Source organism: Paenibacillus sp. F411, from assembly GCF_017582705.1.
Lineage (GTDB): Bacteria > Bacillota > Bacilli > Paenibacillales > Paenibacillaceae > Paenibacillus_AQ > Paenibacillus_AQ algicola.
Window position 1 is genome coordinate 73839 of record NZ_JAGFIP010000007.1, and the last position, 20103, is coordinate 93941.

Consider the following 20103-nt stretch of genomic DNA (forward strand, 5'->3'; position numbering starts at 1 on the left):
GGGTGTATGAGGTGAATTATAGTATTCAGGCTTCACAGCGGACACCGGCACTCATCATTTATTTAATTGATATCAGTGCCTCTATGAATATGCTGATGGAGGGCAAGCGCCGCATTGATGTCGTCTATGACGCGCTGTCCCTGGCCATTCGGCAGATGGTATTTCGTTCTACCAAGGGTAATCGACTGACGCCTCGCTATCGCATTGCTATTCTGGCATACAGTGATGACGTCTATGATTTGCTGAACGGCATCAAGGGTATTGACGAAATTGCAGCGATTGGCTCGCTGCCAGACCTGACCCCGAAGCGGTTCTCGGATTCTGCCAAAGCCTTTCTGCAGGCCGAAAGAATCCTGAAGGCTGAAATTCCGAATATGCAGGACTGCCCGGCCCCTCTCGTTTGCCATATGACTGATGGTGTAGCTACAGGGGAAGACCCTGAGCCGATTGCGAAGCGGATCATGAGCATGAGTGTCCCGGATGGCAATGTTCTCGTCGAGAATATATGTATATCGGACCATTTGCTGAATCAGCCGGTAACAGAGCCGCGCCGCTGGAAAGGGATTCATGCCGACACTCCTCTTGAAGATGAGCATGCCCTGAAGCTCCGGGCTATGTCCTCCGTACTGCCGGACAGCTACCGGGAAATGCTGCTGGAGGCAGACTATCAGCTGGCGTCTGGTGCGCTTATGATGCTGCCTGGCACCTGTGCTGAGCTGGTATCGATCGGATTCCAGATGTCAGCGGCGACCCCGGTTCGTTAACGCTATGCGATTATCACCAAACCGAAAGCTTGCCGGGAAACAAAAAACAGGGCCTGTTGATGGCTTCACGTATGTGAGTGGACAGCATGAGGAGCAGCCGGTCTCCAGCCTGAAAAGCAGGTTCAATTGCCGTTATGCCTACGGCCGAGCCTCGGAGACGGCTCAGCTGCAAGAGCAGGGTCAGGATTATATGGCCTTTGCCGTAGATGGAAGAACCTGCAGCTTCGTGCTGTGTGACGGTGTGAGCATGAGCTACCGCGGAGATTTCGCAGCTCGTTTTCTGGGAGAGGGTCTTCTATCCTGGCTGCGAACGGAGGCTGAGCCAAGCCGCCATCTGCTGCAAAAAAGGCTGGTGCAGCTGTCTCAAGCTGCCAGGCTGGAGGAGGAAGCTTTGTCTGTAGATCAGAATGCTCCGCTCTTGCTGAGAGACATCCTTCAGGAGAAGAAACAGAACGGCAGTGAAGCGATGTACTTATGCGGCCGGATTGAGCTCCCTGGCAAATTGGGGCGCAAAGGCCGGCTGTGGCTGGCATGGCAGGGCGATTCCCGGCTGCGTTTGTTTCAGCAGCAGGCCGAGGTGGCTTCACCCTTCTCGGGAACCTTTCGAACCGGTGATCGCTGGTCTACACGGACTGGACCGAAGGGCACACCGAATGTCTATGAATGCCGTCTTCACGCTGCAGGGGCTTATCGCTTGCTCTTGTACAGTGACGGACTCAGCGATCTCGATGGTATTTCCGAAGTGGTGCCTGATGAGGATCTTCAGGTGTTGATGGATGCGAGGCATACAGAAGGGCTGGAGGATGACGCTTCTTTTTTGGAAATATCATGGTAAGAGCTTACTGAACTGCAGATGCAATATATAGGGACTTCTTTTCGGCTGCAAGCCGGAAGGGAGTTCTTTTGCTGTGGAATGATTATTACATCACGATTTGGGTAATCTTGTGACAGATGAAGCTTACTGCTCATTATATGAAAGGAGATGAATGGGATGAACCAGGAACCTAGTCGTTTTCAAGGAAAGACGGCCATTGTTACCGGAGCGGGCTCGGGGATTGGAAGGGCTACTGCGGTAAAGCTGGCCAAGCAAGGGGCCAATGTCGCATTGTTTGATCTGGTGGATGAGCGGACACATGAGGCGGAAGTCGAGCTGAACGGGATTCGTGAAGGCTGTGCTAAATCCTATGATGTTGATACCTCGGATCCAAAGCGTGTGGAGCAGGCCGTGAAGGAAGCGGCAGAAGCGTTTGGAGGCATTGATATTGTGTTTGCAAATGCAGGCATTAACGGGGTGCTCTCACCAATTGATGAGCTAGAGCTTGAGGATTGGCAGAAGACGCTTCAGGTCAACCTGGACGGTACCTTCCTGACCATCAAGCATACCGTGCCCTATTTGAAAAAGCGCGGGAAAGGCAGCATCATCATTACCAGCTCAGTCAACGGCACCCGGGTATTCACAGGCTTCGGCATGATTGCCTACAGCACCACCAAAGCCGGACAGGTCGCTTTTGCCAAAATGGCAGCGCTGGAGCTGGCTCAATTCCAGATCCGCGTGAATGTCATTTGTCCCGGCGCGATTTCTACGAACATTGGACAAAGCACGAAGGTAAAAGGGCATGTGGATGAAATTACGATCCCGATCGAATACCCCGAAGGCGGTCAGCCGCTTCAGCACGGCTCGGGTGAGCCGGAGGATGTCGCTGATCTGGTAGCCTTTCTGGCCTCGGACGAGTCCCGGCACATTACCGGAGCTCAAATCTTTATAGACGGCGCAGAGTCCCTGCTGCGCTAATCAGCCGAAACCATTCATGCAGAGAAGCGGACCTGACATCCGTGATCTCTGCATGATTTCGTTATAACAGGTTTAGCACATCCGGTGTCAGCATAACAGGCTCTTTAGGTACTCGTTCCATGGAAAAAAGCGGAATCAGCTCTTGCGGGCTCAGCTCCTGAAGGCTGCCTATTAATCCGGTGATCCAGGCGAGCCAGCCGACAATTCGCCGGGGGTTCACCCCCCGCTGACGCAGCTCCCGTATACTGAGACCTTGTGTCCGCTTGGCCAGGCGGTTGCCCTTTTCGTCCAGAAGCAAAGGAAAATGGGCAAAGCGTGGAGGTGTCAGTTCCAAAGCCTCATATAGCATAAGCTGCCTCGGCGTAGAATCCAGCAGATCAGCGCCCCGAAACACATCAGTGATGCCCATCGCGGCATCATCCACCACGACGGCCAGCTGATATGCGTAGATGCCGTCTGCCCGCCGAACCACAAAATCACTGCTTGCATAACCGTTGACTTCAATGGGTCCAAGAATACCATCCTGAAAGCCTGGAAATCTCTCCTTCACTTTGAAACGAAGAGAGGGCGTTTTGGTTCGGGCTTTAAGCTGCTGCTCGGATTGGCTTAAATGACGGCAGGTTCCAGGATAAAGAGGGCCTTCGGCACTCAAGCCATGAGGCGCGCTCGGGGCGGCCAGAATGTCTGCCCGGCTGCAATAGCAGGAATAAAGCAGCCCCTGTGCTTGCAGCTTATCCAGTGCTTCCCGATAAAGCTCCAGACGCTGGCTTTGAACATAGGGCCCGGCATGTCCGCCCGCGTCTGGACCTTCATCCCAATTCAGTCCGAGCCAGGTGAGGTCATGGACAATGCTGTCTGCAAAATGCTGCCGGGAGCGGCCGGTATCTACATCCTCCATTCGGAGCACAAAGGCTCCTCCTTGGCTGCGAAGCTGCAGCCATGACAGCAGGGCGGCCATGGCATTACCAACATGCATATGTCCCGAGGGGGTAGGGGCAAAGCGGCCCCTGGACAAGATATCTGATTCAGGCTGTAACACAAGCATCACCTACTCTAGCGAAATGATCTGTCATCCTTAAACCGATTCTTTGAAATTCATGCCTTCTATTGTAACGCAGACATTGTACAGAAGCTATTGATCAATAGTGATCCACCGTCTACAATATCTGCATGCCTGTTGTCAGCAGCATTACAAGCTTCCTCAGGCATGAATCTAATGAATAAAGTAAAGGAACAGGGACCACCTCATGAAATCGGAACAACTACCCATTGATCAAATACTGCCTACGCTGCTGCATCATTTCAGAGACAACACAAGCGGCGTTTTAATTGCAGAGCCAGGGGCGGGGAAGACGACACGCGTGCCCCTAGCTTTTCTTACGGAGACGTGGCTAAAAGGGCATAAAATTATCATGCTTGAGCCGCGGCGTCTGGCCGCCAGGTCTGCGGCTGCATTTATGGCGAATGCCCTTGGTGAGGCTGTCGGGGCCCGGATCGGATACCGGGTTCGAGCGGACTCCCGGGTCAGTCCGGAGACTGTCATCGAAGTCGTAACCGAAGGCGTGCTTACCCGTATGCTTCAGGAAGACCCGGAATTAACCGGTGTTGGGATGATTATCTTTGATGAATTTCACGAACGAAATCTTCATGGAGATCTGGGTCTGGCTCTGGCCCTGGAATGCCAGAGCGTGCTCCGCGAGGATCTGAGGCTGCTGGTGATGTCAGCTACGATGGAGGCTGAGCCGGTATCCAGGCTGCTGGGCGGGGCAGAAATCATAACTTGCTCCGGCAGGAGCTACCCGGTAGAAACGTTTTATATGCCTCCGCCTTCCGGTCAAGCGCTGGAGGTATCTGTCGCGGCCGCAATCATTCGCTCTTTGCACGAAACGTCTGGAGATATCCTCGTATTTCTGCCCGGCATGAAGGAAATTGAACGCACGGGCAGAGCATTGCGAAGTGCAGGGCTGCCTGAGCATGCTGTAGTGCGTCAGCTGCACAGCCGTTTGCGTCAGCCGGAGCAGGAGCTCGCGGTTGCACCGGACGCTGCTGGCCGCCGCAAGATCATTCTGTCCACCTCTATATCTGAGACGAGCCTGACAATACCGGGTGTAACAGCTGTTGTGGACAGCGGCTGGATGAGGACAGAGGAGTACTCCCGCCGTACCGGACTTCCGCAGCTCGTCACGCGCAGGGTATCCAGAGCATCTGCCGACCAGCGGCAGGGACGTGCCGGCCGTGTTCAGGCAGGAGCTTGCTACAGATTATGGAGTCCTGAGGAGCATGCTGCACTTCAAATTCATACGCCTGCCGAGATCCTGCGCAGTGATCTGTCCTCGTTGACGCTGGAGCTGGCTGTATGGGGAATTCAGGACCTGGCGGAGCTGCATTGGCTCGACGAGCCGCCTTCTGCTTCTATGGACGCTGGAAGAGAGCTGCTGTCTCTGCTGCAGGCCGTAGACGCCGCTGGCAAGGTGACACCGCATGGACGTAGTCTTGCAAAGCTCGGTCTTCATCCGAGGCTGGCTCATATGCTGATCAAGGGAAAGGAGCTTGGCCAAGGGTCACTGGCGTGCCTGCTGGCGGCTTTTTTGCAGGAAAAAGAGTCTGGTGCAGACACAGGCGGCAACCCGGATCTTGCCGTCAGGATAGAGCGGCTTATAGATCAGCTATCCAGGGATACAGCAGACTCCAGCCACAATGATGGAACTCCGTGGTCAGAAATCAGTCGGGAAATGAGACGTCTGATGAGCAAGCTGAACGTCAAGCCGGTGCTGCCCATGGATGCTGACGGAAGCAGCCTGCTGCTGGCGTTTGCCTACCCGGACCGGATTGCAGTACAGCGTGAACAGGGACATTTCGTGCTGCGAAGCGGCCGCGGTGCCGTGTTCCGAGGAGACACTCCGCTTGCGAGGCTTCCACTCATTACCGCCGCCGTTGTGGATGACCGGGGAACGACGGCCACGATTCAGGCTGCAGCGAGCCTGGAGCTCCATGTCCTGGAGCGGCATTTTAAGGAACAGCTGTACATGAAGAAAATTGTTAACTGGCATGAAGAAGCAGGACGAATTAAAGCGGTTCAAGCTGTGATGCTGGGGCATCTAAAGCTGTCAGAGCGCATGGACCCGCATCCAGACGAAGCGGCTGTGATTCAAGCTGTGGTGGGCGCGGTTCGCAGGGAAGGCTTGGGACTTCTGTCCTGGAGCACGCAGTCATTGCAATGGAAGCAGCGTATGCAGTTTATGAGCAGTCATAACACTGATTGGCCGAGCGTGGACGATGAAGCTTTACGGGATACGCTGGAGGAATGGCTGGCCCCATACTTAAGCGGTGTGCGAAGCAGGCAGGATCTCAAGAAACTGAAGGCGGGAGAACTGCTTGCCCATAAGCTGAGCTGGGACCAGCGGCAGAAGCTGGAGGAATGGGCGCCCACGCATATTCAAGTGCCGAGTGGATCCCGGATTCCGATTCAATATGAAGATCCGGCGGCACCCTATGTGGAGGTCAGGCTGCAAGAGGTATTCGGGCTGCAGCAGACGCCGCGTCTGGGAGCCTCCCGAACGCCGCTTACCTTTCATCTGTTATCTCCGGCACGGAGGCCGGTGCAGATTACGAAAGACCTGGAGAGCTTTTGGCAGCATGCCTATTTTGACATTAAAAAAGACTTGAAGGGTCGATACCCGAAGCACTACTGGCCGGAAAATCCGCTTGAGGCCGAGGCCACGAACAAAGTCAAGCCAAGAACGTCCCGTTAACGTTTGGCCAACTCCGGCACGGGGTAATAGATGTCAGACTACACCCGAACAAGGAGGCGTTAACGATGGAAAAGCATGTCGTAGGGGTATTTGAAACCGAGCAAGAAGCGATCAAAGCCATTCAACAGCTACAGGATCGAGGCGTTTCAGGGGAACGTATATCTGTATTATCGAAGGATAAGCAGGAGATGGAAACGGTATCGGAGGAAACCGGTACGAAGGCACCGGAGGGTGTTGCAGCGGGAGCAGCTACAGGCGGAATTCTGGGCGGCGTTACCGGCCTGCTGGCCGGAGCGGGAGCTCTTGCCATTCCGGGGATCGGCCCGATCCTGGCAGCAGGACCTATCGCGGCAACCTTAACAGGCGCTGCCGTTGGAGCCGGCGCAGGCGGCCTGGTGGGCGGCCTGATCGGCTTAGGTATTCCGGAAGAGGAAGCCAGGGAGTATGAGGGTTATATTAATGAGGGCCGGATCCTGGTATTGGTCGATGACGAGGAGCGGCATGACGATGTGCATGATATTTTTAACTCTAACCGCTCCCTTAATTCAGATCGGTATTCTCGTACAGATAGCCGGACTATTGACGGCCTGCCCAATAACAACACTCTGCTGTAAAATAAGGCTTAACCCTACAGAAGTGGCGGACGAAATCGTACCGCCGCTTCTTTTTTACTTCTGATAATATTATTTCAACATATGAAAAATTCACAAAAACAAACTCTAAAAATAATCGTGTTCATTTTACACGATGTAAATCCTTCTCCCGTTTCTAGAAGCAAGCAGGAGGTTTAAAAGGGAAAGTGAGGCGAGATTAGTCAAGCATAGGACAGATAGTATACAATATGAGACATATAGAGTGTGAATTGGGGGGAGGGGTCGAAAGATGGCCTTTATGATCGCTCAAAGGGCGTTTATCAAAGTGTATTTAATTACCATGGTAGAGCAGCAGCGGGGATACGGGTATCAAATGCTGGAAGAAATGCGGCAAGAGTTCAAAAGCCATGGCTATTCGCCGCCGCAGAGTGAAATCTATCGTGCCCTGCATGAGCTGGTTCAGGAGGGCGTCTTCTATCGGACCAAGCAGCTTAAAGGCAGTGATCCTAAAGTCGATTTTCAGGAGATCGTGCTATATCACTTTACAAGTGACGGGGCGGAGAAGGCCAGGCTGTATAAGAAGCAGGTGAAGACGGATTTGGACCGCTGTCTGGGTATATTGAACAAAGCAGTAAGAGACAATTACTGACCTATAGCAAGGAGGTTTTTTTCCGTGAGCACGAAATTACGTTTTGGTATTATGAGTACAGCAAAAATTGCCCGGAATTCCATGATACCCGGCATTCTGAAATCGGATCGCTGTGAGGTCACTGCCATTGCCAGCCGGAATGCGGAGAAAGCCGCTGAGGTCGCTGAGCGTTTTGATATCCCGAGATCATACGGCTGCTATGATGAGCTGCTAAATGATCCCAATGTGGATGCTGTCTATATTCCGCTCCCGAACCATCTGCATAAGCCATGGTCTATTAAAGCCATGCAGGCGGGCAAGCATGTGCTGTGCGAGAAGCCGGCTGCCCTGAATGAGCTTGAAATTCGTCAGGTTGCGGAAGCGGCGCAGGAGCATAAGCGAGTATTTGCCGAGGCGTTCATGTATCGTTATCATCCGAAGCATGCCCGGGTACGGGAACTGATCGAAAGTGGAGAGATTGGTCAGATCCGCGGCATTCATGGAAGCTTCACCTTCAATAATGCCGGAGACAAAAGTAATGTGAGATACAGCCGGGAAATGGGCGGAGGCTCTGTCTACGACGTGGGCTGCTATCCGATCTCCGCCGCCCGCATGATCTACGGGATGGAGCCCAGAGCCGTCACTTGTCATGCGATGTTCTCCGAAGAGCATGATGGAGTCGATATGATGGCTCACGGCATGCTGGAGTTTGAAGAAGGGTTGGGCTTGACCTTTGAGTGCGGCATGTGGGCTTATTCAAGGTGCAGCCTCGAAATTGCCGGCACGGAAGGACGCATCGAGCTTCCATCTGCGTTCGGCTGGGAACGGATGGAAGACCAGGCTCAAATTCTGATTCATACGCCCCGGGGCACCCGGGAAGAAAAGCTGGGGGCGCATAATCACTTTGCGCTGCAGGCGGATGCTATGGCTGCAGCAGTGCTGGACGGAGTTCCGCTGCCCTACGGCATGGACGATGCCATTTATAACATGAGGGTCATTGATGCCTGTCAGCGGGCTATTCACACGTCAAGCCGGGTTCTTATTCCTTAACCTTTTTAGGGCTATGAAACATACGCAAACAGCCGGCAGATGGACTGCCGGCTGTTTGCAAGCCTTGAAATGTCATTATTTACGCCTTGCCTTCATTGTGGTAATCATCCTCACCGGGCTCGACATCCATCGCCGGCGAGGTCGCTGTTCCGTATTGCTCCACCGAATCCCAGGCCCCTGCATCATCGAATTTTCCTTCAGCCTGCTGGCGGTGAATACCTGCTCCGCCGGGAGGTGTCGTGATGACCTCTTCTTCGGCAGGGCGCCGGTCCGATCGATTCTGCTCCGGGGTATGCTCTACACAATAAGCGGTATATGGGATGGCTTCCAGCCGCTCATAAGGAATATCCTGTCCACATTCAGCACAAGTGCCATACGTGCCTTCTTCCATACGCTCAAAAGCGTTCTCAATGTCATCCTGCTCCTGGGTCAAGCTTTCATCGATCGCCAGATCCCGGCTGCGTTCAAAGGTTTCGGTACCGATATCCCCGGGATGATTATCAGCAGAGCTCAGTTCTCCTGTAGACTCTCTCAACGATTCATCAGACAGCCTTTCGTCCTGATCTCCTTCCTGCGGGCCGAAATGCTGCTCCAGCCGCTCTTTTTCTTCCTGAAGGCGCGCTTTTAACGTTTCCTGTTGTTTTTCGCTCAAATGGCTCATATCTATAACCTTCCCTTCCATATTATAATAAGAGGTGATGCCGGACTTTCATGTAGTCTCCTTACCCCGAGGAAGGGCAGTGCAATCATTCAGCGAAGAAAAGGCGTGGATACTCCATGAACGAGATGAACGAGAAGCAGATGGTCTACATAGAAAGCAAGCATGATTTTGATATGTCCTGGATCAGGTACAACAATGCTCGGGTACAGTCAGCAAGCTGTTCCCGAAAGTGGAGGGATTATTGATGGATGAACACATGAAACGAAGATTAGACAAGCAAAGAAAGCTGTTCCGTCAGCTGGGCATTCAGATGGATGCCCTGTCCATACACGAGAAGGAATTCAATACGAAGCTGAGAGGCTATGACGCTCAAGAGGTGGATACCTTTCTGGACGATGTCATTAAGGATTACGAACGCTTTTATGCAACCATCTCGGATTTGATGGATAAATGGCAGGAGCAGCAAATGATTATTCGTGATCTGAAAGCCGGGCTGCGTCCAGAGCAGGAGAAGCCGGGCATTGACCCGGCAGTGATGGAGGAGGCGGTGAGCCGCCTGGAGGCAGATCTTGCACTCCTCAAGAAAGTGATTCGACCCGAACCGAAATACTATATTGACTAAATGAGCAGATCGACATTACAGGGGGAGGCCAGTCCTTTGCCGCCGAATCGCCGTGCGTTTAATATCAGAGTAAAAATTATTATCGGCTATCTGCTGGTGATCGCCTGTCTGGGCGCATTCCTGTGGGTCGTCTCCGGCCGTATGGCCGTGCTGCATCAGGAGGCCGATTTTATCGGCCGCCATGACATTGAGGTGCACCGCCTCGCCCATGAAATCGAGAAAAGCCTGCTGGAGCTGGAGAATGGACAGCGTGGCTTCGTGATCACTGGAGATCCGGAATATCTGGAGCCTTATGAGGAAGCCTTGTCCACCTGGGAGTCGGATTATAACAAATTGATCCGGCTGATCGAGAACAATGACAATCAAATTAACGATCTTGCAGCGATCAAGAACAATATTGAGAAGTGGATTGAAACCGCAGGGCAGCCTGCCGTTCGGATCAAGCAGGCCGGACAGGATGAAGAAGCTCTGCAGTTCTTTATCAATGATCCCGGGAAGTCCACGATGGATGTGCTGCGAAATCAGTTTACCGTCTTTCGCACAGCTGAAAGAGAGCTGACGGCCGCAAGGGTGGATCAGATGAAGAGCCGCAACCTCGAGCTGCTGTGGACCATGTATGGCCTTTGGAGCGGGATCGCACTGGCTACCTTGGCCGGAGCTTTCATTATTTCCAGAACCATCGTGAAGCCGATCAACCAGGTGTCGGAGACGATCCGGGAGATCGCCAAGGGAGGCAATCTGTCCCGCAGAATTGTAGTTACGACCCGGGATGAGGTATACACGCTCGCCGAGGAAACCAATAAGCTGCTGGAAAGCGTAAGCCGTCAGGCCTGGATCAAGGATCAGGTGACCGCCATGACGACACTCCTTCAGAACGCCGACAAGCTGGACATGCTGACCCGGTTTTTTACGCACCGTGCAGCGAGAGTGCTTGGCGCGCCTTATGCCGCGCTTTTCCTGCAGCATGAGGATCAGCATCTCATGAAGGCGTCCGCGTTTGCCGATCCCGACGGCGAGCCCTGGAATAAAGTGAGAGACCGGTTCCAGCCGGGTGAGGGACTGGTTGGACAGTGCGCGGTGGAGAAGAGGATATTAACCTTTGAGGACGTACCGTCCAACTATGTCCGGATTGAATCCGGACTGGGGGATGCTGAGCCAAGCTGTTTGATCGTAGCGCCGATTATGACGGATGACAATGTGGAAGCCGTGCTGGAGCTTGCCTTATTCAAGCCATTAGATGCCGCCTGCATGCAGCTTATGGAGCAGCTGCTGCATGTGTTTGGACAAGCGCTGGGATCCATGAAGAGCAAGCTGGAGATTCAGAAGCTTTACCGGGAATCTCAGGCCCTGAACGAGGAGCTGCAGCTGAAATCGGAAGAGCTGCAGGCTCAAACCGAAGAGCTGCAGAGCCAAACCGAGGAGCTGCAGGTTCAGTCGGCCGAGACGCGTCAGCTGAACCATGAGCTGGAAGCGCAGAAGAACGCTGCCCTGTTTGCTGCCAGCGAAATTGAACGCTATGCGGAGCAGGTGGAGCAAGGGTCTAAATACAAATCGCAATTTTTGACAAACATGTCCCATGAGCTCCGCACTCCGCTGAACAGCATGATGATTCTGTCACAGATTCTGTCCGAGAACAAGAACGGCAATTTGTCGGAGGAGGAGCAGAACTATGCTTCGGTCATTCATAAATCAGGTACGGAGCTGCTGAATCTGATCAATGACATTCTGGACTTATCGAAGGTGGAGGCCGGCAAGCTGCAAATCGAGATGGATATGGTTAATGTAACGGAGCTGCCGGAAATGGTCGTGAACCAGTTCGGCAAGCAGGCAGAGGAGAAGAATTTGCAGCTGAGCGTGCATATTGAGCCTGATGTTCCCGATGCCTTTTGCTCGGATGGACTGCGGCTTCATCAAATTCTGCGGAATTTGCTGTCTAACGCCATTAAATTTACGGAGTCCGGCGGGGTTGCGTTATCCATCGCAATGCTGGAAGAAACGGCGGCAGAAGGGTCGAGGCCGCAGGGCAGGATGATCGCGTTCAAGGTTACGGATACCGGCATCGGAATTGCGGAGGAGAATCTGGCTCCGGTGTTCGAGGCGTTTCGTCAGGGAGATGAATCCACGGCCCGGAAATACGGCGGCACAGGGCTCGGGCTGACCATATCGCTTCAGCTGGCCCGAATGCTGGGTGGTCATCTCGAGGCGCAGAGCAAGGTAGGCGAAGGCAGTACATTTACGCTGCTCCTCCCGGCAAGGCCGCCGGCTCTGCTGGATCAGCAGATGTTCTCGCAGCCGGAGGCTGCAACGAGCCTGGAGAGCGGCAGTCCTCCTTCAGATTCTGAAGGGTCGGGGGATGAAGACGGAGAAGAAGGCTTCTCCGATGAGCCTGTAAATTACAGGTTTGAGGGACAAACCGTACTGATTGTGGATGATGACATTCGTAATGTATACGGGCTCGCGAACGCGCTGGAAAAGGCCAATTTGAACGTGCTTACTGCTCAGCATGGGGATGAAGGTCTGGACATTTTAGCCTCCGGCGAGCAGGTGGACATTGTTCTGATGGATCGAATGATGCCGAAGCTGGACGGATTACAGGCCTTAACGCGCCTCCGCCAGGTAGAAGCCTATGAACAGCTTCCTGTTATTATGCTGTCAGCGCGGGCAAATGATGAGGATGAGGCGCAGTGCAGGGCTGCCGGCGCGGATGCATACATTATGAAGCCGATTCAGCTGAGCGAGATTTTTGCAGAGATGCATACTCTCATGAAGCGTGCAGATTCCGAGATGCCTGGATTGGCAGATGGGTGACCATGTGGCGATCACCTTGGTGAGTGGCGTTGGACTTTATGAATCTCTTTCAGCCGATGGATGCTGCATAAATGAGCAGTACAATCAGTCCGGCACCGGCAATAATCAGATGAATCCAGCCCAGTGAACGCACGGCGGCTTTATCTCCCTGACTCTTGGTCGAGAGCAAATGCCTGTCAAACATAAATAACAATAAAGCACTGATCACAAGAATACCGACAATGTACCAGGGGTAATGTGTCTGGCTCATAAAAGGCCCATCCTTTCTTAGCAATACAGGTTCTATGAGCCAGTGTTTGTCGTTTTCCTTGATTTTATGTAGTTCTATGATATTCCGGAAATTCAGCGTCAGAAGGAGCGCTGGTTTCCGGTTTTTTTGCAGATTAGCCTTACTTGCCTAAAGACATAATAAGCTTCACAAGCCGTTACACTTTAGGCAGGAGGAATGAGCAGGATGAGCAATACAAAAGCAGCAGCAAAGCCCGGCGTCAAGGAAGACAAGCAAACCTTAAAGTGGTGGCAGCTTTCACTGCTTGGTGTTGCTTCTACGATTGGCACTGGATATTTCTTGGGCTCGAGCCTCGGCATCAAGCTTGGCGGACCATCCATCTTGATTGCTTTTCTGCTCGCGGCAGCCGGAACGTTTATTGTATTTGATGTGCTGGCCAGGATGACCGCAGAGGACCCGCAGGAGGGCTCCTTCCGATCCTATGCCAAAAAAGCATACGGCCGCTGGGCCGGCTTCTCTACAGGCTGGATGTACTGGTGCTCCGAGGTGTTAATTATGGGAAGCCAGATGACGGCGCTTGCGCTGTTCACAAGCTTCTGGCTGCCGCAGGTGCCGATGTGGATGTTCGCGTCCGGCTATGCGGTGCTGGGACTGCTCGTCATCTGGATCGGAAACAAGGTATTTGATCGATTGGAAAATGTGCTGGCGGTGCTCAAGGTCGCTGCGATCGTCATGTTTATTGTGATTGGTGTTATTGCGCTCCTGGGCTGGCTATCGGGCGGCATCAAGCCTAATGTCCCGTTGTCAACAGCCGAGCTGTTTCCGACCGGAGGTCTCGGGCTGTGGTCCTCGCTTATTTTTGCCTTTTACGCCTTTGGAGGGATTGAGGTTATGGGCGTAATGGCGATCCGGCTGAAGGATCCTAAGGAGGCACCTAAATCCGGGCGTGTTATGATTATCGTGCTGACGATCATCTATATTTTCTCTTTGGGGCTGGCCTTAACATTGCTGCCGTGGAACCAGTTCTCCACCACCAAGAGCCCGTTCATCGTCGCTCTAGGATCTTACCAGCTGCCCTTTGTCCCCCACGTCTTTAATGCGGTGCTGATTGTGGCCGGCTTCTCAACGATGGTGGCTTCTCTGTATGCAGTTACGACGATGCTCGTCACGTTGTCGGAGGATCATGATGCCCCTGGGCTGTTCAGCAAAAAAATGTTTAAGCAAAAAACGCCGCTCTATGCACTTAGTCTGACGGCTGGCGGACTCCTTCTGTCCATCGTGCTCTCTTTGCTGATGCCCGGCAAAATTTATGAGTACCTGACGACGGCTGCCGGATTAATGCTGCTGTACAACTGGTTCTTCATTCTGGTGTCGGCAGGCCGCAACTTGAAGCTGACCAAGTGGGGACAGGTCAAAAGATATACGGGCATGCTGCTCATACTGCTCGCTGTGAGCGGCTCTATTTTTCATCACACCAGCCGGCCGGGCTTCTGGATCAGCCTGGGCTTTATTCTGCTAATCCTGGCCGTTGTGCTTATCATGCAATCGGTATGGCGCAAGGCAGAGAAGCTCCAAGGGAAGGGGAAAGCAGCCTCGAAGCTGCGGGCCAAGCCGGTTCGATAGCCTTACCCAAACAGTGCTGCAGCTGCCCGCCAGCCGAAATACAGGCCAAAGCCGATAAGGGATAAACCTGAAAGCACTGAAATCCAGGTAATGGCCCGGTCACTTAGCATCTTGCGGAAGGAGCTGGCGATTGCGGCCATGACCACATCCCAGATCAATACGCCGAGGATGATGGCACCGCTGAAGAGCAGCAGGTCGCCGGTACCATGATCTGCAGCGGTCTTGACCATCACCGAGCCGTAGATGCCGAGCCAGAACAGAATCGTCATGGGGTTGGACAGTGCCATAAGAAAGCCGGTACGTACAGAAGCCAGCAGCGAATCATCCTGGTGATGGGCGCTGACATTTACTTTGCCGGCCGATAAAACACTCTCAATACCGGTATACACCAGCACGAAGGCGCCGAAGGCCCATAAGAACGTCTGCACAAACGGCGTGCTTACAAAGTGAACGACACCCATATAGACCAGCACCATATACACAATATCCGCGAGAACGGCACCAACGCCGAGAAGCCAGGAATGCAGAAATCCTTTCTTCAGCCCTTTATCCAGCTGTGCGGCATTGATCGGACCAATCGGAGCGGACAAGGATAATCCAAGAAAAATATAGCTGAGCAACACACTCATGCGCTTCTCTCCTTCGCATTGACTAGAATAGGCTTGCCATTGACAGCCTGTACTCAATATATTCAGGATGCTGGCCCCTCATTCTAGATTTGGAATGAAGAGAAATTCGTGCACGGTTTAGGAGGCTGATATTCATGATCTTTCGTATCGGGGTCGTGGCGGACACACATATGCCAAGAATGGCGAAGCAGCTGCCGAGCAGGCTGACAGAAGAGCTCTCCGCCTGCGACCTGATTATTCACGCAGGTGACTGGAGCCATCCTGACGTCTTTCAAGCATTATCCATGCTCGCTCCTGTGGAGGGCGTAATTGGCAACGCAGATCCCGAAGAGCTTAAGCTGCAGCTGGGGCTCACCAAAGTAATTGAAGTGCAAGGTGTCGTGATCGGAATCGTTCATGGTCACGGCTCCAAGGGAACGACCGAGCAGCGTGCGCTGCAGGCCTTTGAGAATATGGATAACATCCAGTGCATTATCTATGGTCACTCCCATATTCCGGTTTTACGGGAAGAAAGGGGGATCCTGTTGATGAATCCCGGTTCGCCGACAGACAAGCGAAGACAGCCGCAGTATTCATGGGGGATCCTGGAGATTGAGGAGGGGGTGCTGTCCGGCAGGCTTGTTTTTCATGGGGACAAAAATTAACTCAGGCTGCTGTTCATTTTACATAGCGCTAATGCTGTGGTAACAGCCCTCCTGTATCGTACTGGTTAGATGCAAGTCTAACCGTAGGGGGGAGTCAGGATGGCGGCTGAAGCCATAAAGGAACTGGAAGACTTTCTGGAGCTGGTCAGCAGGCATGAGCGAAAAATCCGGGACCTGCTGGAGCGTTCCTACTTAACCGAACAGGAAATCCGGTTTATTCTGGACCATACATTGGTCATTCCTGGGAATGGCGATAGTCTTTAAATGCATATGAAGTGTCTAGCGTGCCCGGAACCGGGCATGCTTTTTATTTGGTTGAGAAGTGAGGGCATAGGCAGCAGCTTTTGAAGTGACTGTAAAACGGTTAATATAAAATGAATCAGGACAAGGCAGGGAGTGAGGACCATGGAACAAGCTTCTCCGAGCCATATTCATATTGGCTTGTCCGGCTGGGGAGATCATGATGATCTGTACGAGGCGGGTACAAAGGCAGGAGAGAAGCTGGCTGTGTATGCCCGGCATTTCGACATCCTCGAGATGGATAATTCTTTCTATGCAATCCCTTCACGGGAGCGAATGCAGAAGTGGAGCGCACAAACGCCGGACACATTCGGATTTATCGTCAAGGCTTACCAGGGGATGACCGGTCATGAGCGTGGAAAACATGACTACGATGATTCCAGATCCATGTTCACAGCCTTTCAGAACTCCGTAAACGTGCTGAAGGAGGAAGGTAAGCTTCGAACGGTCCTGTTTCAGTATCCGCCGTGGTTTGACTGTGATAAGAAAAATGTGGATATTCTAAAAAAGACCCGAGAGTGGATGCAGGACTATCCGGTAGCGCTCGAGTTTCGGCATCAGAGCTGGTTTGCGCCGGAATTTCGCGAGAAGACACTTGACTTTATGAGGTCTGAGGGCTGGATTCATAGCATTGCAGATGAGCCGCAGGCCGGAACAGGCTCCGTACCGCTCGTGCTTCAACCGACTCAGGAGCATGCGGTCATGGTTCGGCTTCACGGCAGAGATCCTTCCGGCTGGCATTCCAGCGGGAAGGATAACTGGAGGGAGACCCGGTATCTATACCGTTACAGTCAAGAAGAGCTGGAGGAATGGAAGGCGCACGTGGAGCAGCTTCTGGGCAGCACCAAGGCCTGCTGGATTATTTTTAATAACAATTCCGGCGGAGACGCTGCTGCCAATGCCAAGCAGCTTCAGAAGCTGCTTCGGTTGCCTACAGGTCCTGCAAAGCTGGAGCAAATGCAATGGAATGTATAAGAAGCCGTTATGGATTCATCTGTTTCCGAGATCAATATTATATAAAAGCGCTATTTTCGGACGGGATGCTATTTAGAGTATAATGTGAATGTAAAATGTTTAGGAAATTCCGTCCATAACCATCAAAATAATCTGACGGAGGGAGTCAGCAATGAAGACCCTTGACCGAACAGCAGAGGGACCCTGGGAGAAGTACCACGGTCCGAATTTAGGGTACATCCAAGAGCAGTATGAGAAATTTTTGGAGGATGCGGAGTCTGTAGATCCTGCTTACCGCGAGTTATTCGCGAACTGGGGACCGCCGCCATCCTTTGCAAAAGGTGAAAAGAAAGCGGATACGCAGGCAACGGCAGCCGGCTTTAACCGTGAAATGCTGAAGAAAAGTGTAAATGCCGGGAAATTGGTGTGGAATATCAGAACGTATGGTCATCTGGCCGCAGACATTGATCCTATCGGGATCTCAGCCGAAGCGGATACTCGTCTTCTGCAGCCTGAAACCTATGGACTCAGTCAGCAGGACCTGACAGCACTGCCTGCGGAGGTGGTGTGGGACGAAGCTCCAGAGGATGTTAAGAACGGCTGGGAAGCGATTCAGAGACTTCATCAAATATATACAGGCACCATCGCTTATGAATTCAGTCATGTGCATGAGGAAGAAGAGCGGAACTGGCTGAACAGCCATGCTGAATCCGTGGTGCATCAGATTGTCCTGAGCAAGGAAGAACGTCATCACCTGCTCAAGCGTCTGTTTGAAGCAGAGCAGTTCGAGGATTTCCTTCATCGTAATTTCGTAGGTGCCAAGCGCTTCTCTGTAGAGGGCAATGATGCTTTGGTTCCAATGCTGGATGAGATCGTTCGGGAAATGGCCCATGAGCATGTCGATTCTGTATTGATCGGTATGGCTCACCGGGGACGCCTGAACGTGCTTGCTCATGTCCTGAAGAAGGAATACAGCAAGATTTTCTCGGAGTTCATGCATGCTCCTACGAACAAGCATTTAGTGCCTTCCGAAGGCACAATGGGCATTAATTATGGCTGGACCGGCGACGTAAAGTACCATCTGGGAGCAGACCGCTTCGTGAAGGAAGGGGAAGCGCATGAAATGCGTGTTACCCTCGCGAACAACCCGAGTCACCTGGAATATGTGAATCCGGTCGTTGAGGGCTTCACCCGCGCTGCACAAGAAGACCGCACACAGCCTGGATATCCGAAGCAGGATGAGAACAAGGCCGTTACGATTATTCTTCACGGGGATTCTGCGTTCCCAGGCGAAGGCGTCGTTGCGGAAACATTGAACTTTAACAAGCTGCCGGGCTTCCGTAACGGGGGAACCATTCACGTCATCGTGAACAACCGGATCGGCTTTACGACTGAAGGCCGGGATTCCCGTTCGACTTACTATGCGAGTGATCTGGCTAAAGGCTACGAGATTCCGATTATCCATGTCAATGCAGATGATCCGGAGGCTTGTATTTCTGCTGCCCGTCTCGCAAGCGAATACCGCAACCGATTCAAGAAGGACATTCTGATCGACCTCGTGGGCTATAGAAAATACGGCCACAACGAGACCGATGATCCGGAAACGACGCAGCCTCTCATCTATCAGAAGGTGAAGAATCATGCCAGCGTCTCCAATCTTTATGTAGATACACTGATCCAGCAGCAGATGATTACTGCGGAGGAAGCCGATCAGCTGAAGGCTAAGGTTCAGAGCAGCCTGAAAGAGGCGTACGATATCGTGAAGAACAGCGAGTCTTCTGATCACGTGCTGCTGAACATCAAGCCGAGCGGAGACAAGAAGAAGCCGAAGGCGAAGACGGGCGTGGCTCTGGAGCAGCTGCGGGAGATCAACCGGGAGCTGCTGAACTGGCCGGAGGGTTTCACGGTCTATCCGAAGCTCAAGCGTATTTTGGAGCGCCGCAGCACGGCGCTGAATGAAGGCGAGAAGGTAGATTGGGGCCATGCGGAAACATTGGCTTTTGCTTCTATTATTGCCGATGGCAATCCGATCCGGATTACCGGTCAGGACGCTGAACGGGCAACCTTTGCACACCGTAACCTGGTGCTTCACGATTCCGTGAACGGCTCAACATTCTGTCCGCTGCACCGCCTGCCGCAGGCGAAAGCATCGTTCGCTATTCATAACAGTCCACTCTCTGAGGAATCTGTACTGGGATTTGAATATGGCTACAACGTATATTCACCTGAAACGCTCGTAATCTGGGAAGCTCAGTATGGTGATTTCACAAACTGTGCCCAGGTTATTATTGACCAATTCATTACTTCCGGCAGCTCCAAATGGAGACAGAAGTCAAGCCTCGTTATGCTGCTGCCTCATGGCTATGAAGGTCAGGGTCCAGAGCATTCCAGTGCAAGACTGGAGCGTTTCCTGCAGCTGAGCGGTGAAGATAACTGGATGGTCGCTAATCTGACTACAGCAGCACAGTATTTCCATCTGCTGCGCCGTCAAGCCAGTCTGCTGAACACAGAGGATGCGAAGCCGCTCGTATTGATGGCTCCGAAGAGCTTGATTCGGAACCCGCGTGCAACCTCTGCCATCACAGACTTTAGCGAAGGCTCCTTCCAGGAAGTCATTCCGCAGCCGGGCCTCGGACAAACACCGAAGAAGGTAGAGCGTCTGATCCTGTGCTCGGGTAAGGTAGCGATTGATCTGGAAGAAGCACTTGATAAGCAAGAGGGAGAAGATTTCTCCTGGCTGCATATTGTGCGTGTAGAACAGCTGTATCCATTCCCGAAGGAAGAGATTGCAGCCATGCTGAAGCCGTTGACGAGCCTGAAGGAAGTACTGTGGGTTCAAGAGGAGCCGCAGAACATGGGAGGCTGGAGCTATATGGAGCCGCGCATCCGTGAAGTTGCCGGCAAAGAAGTAGAAGTACGCTATAATGGACGTCCGGAGCGCTCAAGTCCTGCCAGTGGATACCAAGATGTGCATGCTTATGAGCAACAAAGCATCACGTCCTTTGCTCTGAATCGTAAAACTATCAATCATCAGATCTCATTGGGGAGGTAACG

At 52.7% G+C, this 20103-nt stretch carries 18 protein-coding genes; 14 read left to right on the plus strand and 4 right to left on the minus strand.

Translation table 11 applies throughout. The features are described from left to right. The first annotated feature begins 11 nt into the window (after nt 1-11). From JJQ72_RS09435 to JJQ72_RS09445, 3 genes are all read left to right on the plus strand, one after another. On the plus strand, nt 12-764 hold the full coding sequence (locus JJQ72_RS09435; RefSeq protein WP_208203484.1) for a vWA domain-containing protein: 753 nt from the start codon (nt 12-14) through the stop codon (nt 762-764). A 4-nt stretch (nt 765-768) separates the two neighbouring features. Beyond that, a complete protein-coding gene (locus JJQ72_RS09440) occupies nt 769-1599 on the plus strand; it encodes a PP2C family serine/threonine-protein phosphatase (protein WP_233280993.1) in 831 nt (276 codons plus the stop codon). A gap of 156 nt (nt 1600-1755) precedes the next feature. Next, nucleotides 1756-2556, plus strand: a complete 801-nt coding sequence (locus tag JJQ72_RS09445) for an SDR family oxidoreductase (protein WP_138226020.1) — start codon at nt 1756-1758, stop codon at nt 2554-2556. 61 nt (nt 2557-2617) lie between these two features. On the opposite strand, the gene gluQRS is transcribed toward JJQ72_RS09445, so the two are convergent. Beyond that, on the minus strand, nt 2618-3595 hold the full coding sequence (gene gluQRS / locus JJQ72_RS09450; RefSeq protein WP_347880734.1) for a tRNA glutamyl-Q(34) synthetase GluQRS: 978 nt from the start codon (nt 3593-3595) through the stop codon (nt 2618-2620). Between the two features lie 208 nt (nt 3596-3803). Here gluQRS and hrpB point away from each other — a divergent pair, with 208 nt between their 5' ends. The 4 genes from hrpB (at nt 3804) to JJQ72_RS09470 (ending at nt 8579) form a co-directional block, all read left to right on the plus strand. Further along, complete coding sequence (gene hrpB, locus JJQ72_RS09455) at nt 3804-6308, plus strand: ATP-dependent helicase HrpB (protein ID WP_208203486.1); 2505 nt, start codon at nt 3804-3806, stop codon at nt 6306-6308. 65 nt (nt 6309-6373) lie between these two features. Next, nucleotides 6374-6922: a general stress protein gene (locus JJQ72_RS09460; protein ID WP_138226018.1), complete on the plus strand. Its 549-nt coding sequence runs from the start codon at nt 6374-6376 to the stop codon at nt 6920-6922. 268 nt (nt 6923-7190) lie between these two features. Next, complete coding sequence (locus JJQ72_RS09465; protein ID WP_138226017.1) at nt 7191-7550, plus strand: replication termination protein; 360 nt, start codon at nt 7191-7193, stop codon at nt 7548-7550. A gap of 24 nt (nt 7551-7574) precedes the next feature. Beyond that, complete coding sequence (locus tag JJQ72_RS09470) at nt 7575-8579, plus strand: Gfo/Idh/MocA family protein (RefSeq protein ID WP_138226016.1); 1005 nt, start codon at nt 7575-7577, stop codon at nt 8577-8579. Between the two features lie 79 nt (nt 8580-8658). Here the strand turns inward: JJQ72_RS09470 and JJQ72_RS09475 are convergent, their stop codons facing one another. Then, nucleotides 8659-9240 (minus strand): TraR/DksA C4-type zinc finger protein, encoded by a 582-nt coding sequence (locus JJQ72_RS09475; protein WP_138226015.1) that lies wholly within the window; start codon nt 9238-9240, stop codon nt 8659-8661. A 244-nt stretch (nt 9241-9484) separates the two neighbouring features. Between JJQ72_RS09475 and JJQ72_RS09480 the strand changes: the two genes are divergently transcribed. Then, on the plus strand, nt 9485-9862 hold the full coding sequence (locus JJQ72_RS09480; protein ID WP_138226014.1) for a DivIVA domain-containing protein: 378 nt from the start codon (nt 9485-9487) through the stop codon (nt 9860-9862). A 36-nt stretch (nt 9863-9898) separates the two neighbouring features. Then, nucleotides 9899-12670, plus strand: a complete 2772-nt coding sequence (locus tag JJQ72_RS09485) for a CHASE3 domain-containing protein (RefSeq protein ID WP_243895991.1) — start codon at nt 9899-9901, stop codon at nt 12668-12670. 49 nt (nt 12671-12719) lie between these two features. Here JJQ72_RS09485 and JJQ72_RS09490 read toward each other — a convergent pair whose 3' ends face one another. Further along, a complete protein-coding gene (locus JJQ72_RS09490; protein ID WP_138226012.1) occupies nt 12720-12920 on the minus strand; it encodes a hypothetical protein in 201 nt (66 codons plus the stop codon). A 204-nt stretch (nt 12921-13124) separates the two neighbouring features. On the opposite strand from JJQ72_RS09490, the gene JJQ72_RS09495 reads away from it, so the two are divergent. Continuing rightward, entirely contained in the window at nt 13125-14522 is a 1398-nt protein-coding gene (locus tag JJQ72_RS09495; RefSeq protein WP_233280990.1) for an amino acid permease, read from the plus strand. 2 nt (nt 14523-14524) lie between these two features. Here the strand turns inward: JJQ72_RS09495 and JJQ72_RS09500 are convergent, their stop codons facing one another. Next, nucleotides 14525-15151, minus strand: a complete 627-nt coding sequence (locus tag JJQ72_RS09500; protein ID WP_208203488.1) for a LysE family translocator — start codon at nt 15149-15151, stop codon at nt 14525-14527. A gap of 134 nt (nt 15152-15285) precedes the next feature. Here JJQ72_RS09500 and JJQ72_RS09505 point away from each other — a divergent pair, with 134 nt between their 5' ends. The 4 genes from JJQ72_RS09505 to JJQ72_RS09520 all read left to right on the plus strand — a co-directional run bounded on the left by JJQ72_RS09505 (nt 15286) and on the right by JJQ72_RS09520 (nt 20101). Further along, complete coding sequence (locus JJQ72_RS09505; RefSeq protein ID WP_208203489.1) at nt 15286-15795, plus strand: metallophosphoesterase family protein; 510 nt, start codon at nt 15286-15288, stop codon at nt 15793-15795. A 99-nt stretch (nt 15796-15894) separates the two neighbouring features. Continuing rightward, the gene (locus JJQ72_RS09510) at nt 15895-16059 is read left to right on the plus strand and encodes a hypothetical protein (protein WP_175415282.1); all 165 of its coding nucleotides are present in this window, start codon (nt 15895-15897) and stop codon (nt 16057-16059) included. A gap of 141 nt (nt 16060-16200) precedes the next feature. Beyond that, nucleotides 16201-17070: a DUF72 domain-containing protein gene (locus JJQ72_RS09515; RefSeq protein ID WP_208203490.1), complete on the plus strand. Its 870-nt coding sequence runs from the start codon at nt 16201-16203 to the stop codon at nt 17068-17070. 151 nt (nt 17071-17221) lie between these two features. Then, nucleotides 17222-20101, plus strand: coding sequence for a 2-oxoglutarate dehydrogenase E1 component (locus tag JJQ72_RS09520; RefSeq protein ID WP_208203491.1), 2880 nt, complete (start codon nt 17222-17224; stop codon nt 20099-20101). Nucleotides 20102-20103 lie beyond the last annotated feature (2 nt).

Bases quoted from the DNA above. Each gene is read 5' to 3' on its own strand.
- JJQ72_RS09495 (WP_233280990.1), top strand. From the start codon at position 13,125: ATGAGCAATACAAAAGCAGCAGCAAAGCCCGGCGTCAAGGAAGACAAG.
- JJQ72_RS09505 (WP_208203489.1), top strand. From the start codon at position 15,286: ATGATCTTTCGTATCGGGGTCGTGGCGGACACACATATGCCAAGAATG.
- JJQ72_RS09460 (WP_138226018.1), top strand. From the start codon at position 6,374: ATGGAAAAGCATGTCGTAGGGGTATTTGAAACCGAGCAAGAAGCGATC.
- JJQ72_RS09515 (WP_208203490.1), top strand. From the start codon at position 16,201: ATGGAACAAGCTTCTCCGAGCCATATTCATATTGGCTTGTCCGGCTGG.
- JJQ72_RS09440 (WP_233280993.1), top strand. From the start codon at position 769: ATGCGATTATCACCAAACCGAAAGCTTGCCGGGAAACAAAAAACAGGG.
- JJQ72_RS09480 (WP_138226014.1), top strand. From the start codon at position 9,485: ATGGATGAACACATGAAACGAAGATTAGACAAGCAAAGAAAGCTGTTC.
- hrpB (WP_208203486.1), top strand. From the start codon at position 3,804: ATGAAATCGGAACAACTACCCATTGATCAAATACTGCCTACGCTGCTG.
- JJQ72_RS09510 (WP_175415282.1), top strand. From the start codon at position 15,895: ATGGCGGCTGAAGCCATAAAGGAACTGGAAGACTTTCTGGAGCTGGTC.
- JJQ72_RS09500 (WP_208203488.1), bottom strand. From the start codon at position 15,151: ATGAGTGTGTTGCTCAGCTATATTTTTCTTGGATTATCCTTGTCCGCT.
- JJQ72_RS09520 (WP_208203491.1), top strand. From the start codon at position 17,222: ATGAAGACCCTTGACCGAACAGCAGAGGGACCCTGGGAGAAGTACCAC.
- JJQ72_RS09445 (WP_138226020.1), top strand. From the start codon at position 1,756: ATGAACCAGGAACCTAGTCGTTTTCAAGGAAAGACGGCCATTGTTACC.
- JJQ72_RS09465 (WP_138226017.1), top strand. From the start codon at position 7,191: ATGGCCTTTATGATCGCTCAAAGGGCGTTTATCAAAGTGTATTTAATT.
- JJQ72_RS09490 (WP_138226012.1), bottom strand. From the start codon at position 12,920: ATGAGCCAGACACATTACCCCTGGTACATTGTCGGTATTCTTGTGATC.
- JJQ72_RS09475 (WP_138226015.1), bottom strand. From the start codon at position 9,240: ATGAGCCATTTGAGCGAAAAACAACAGGAAACGTTAAAAGCGCGCCTT.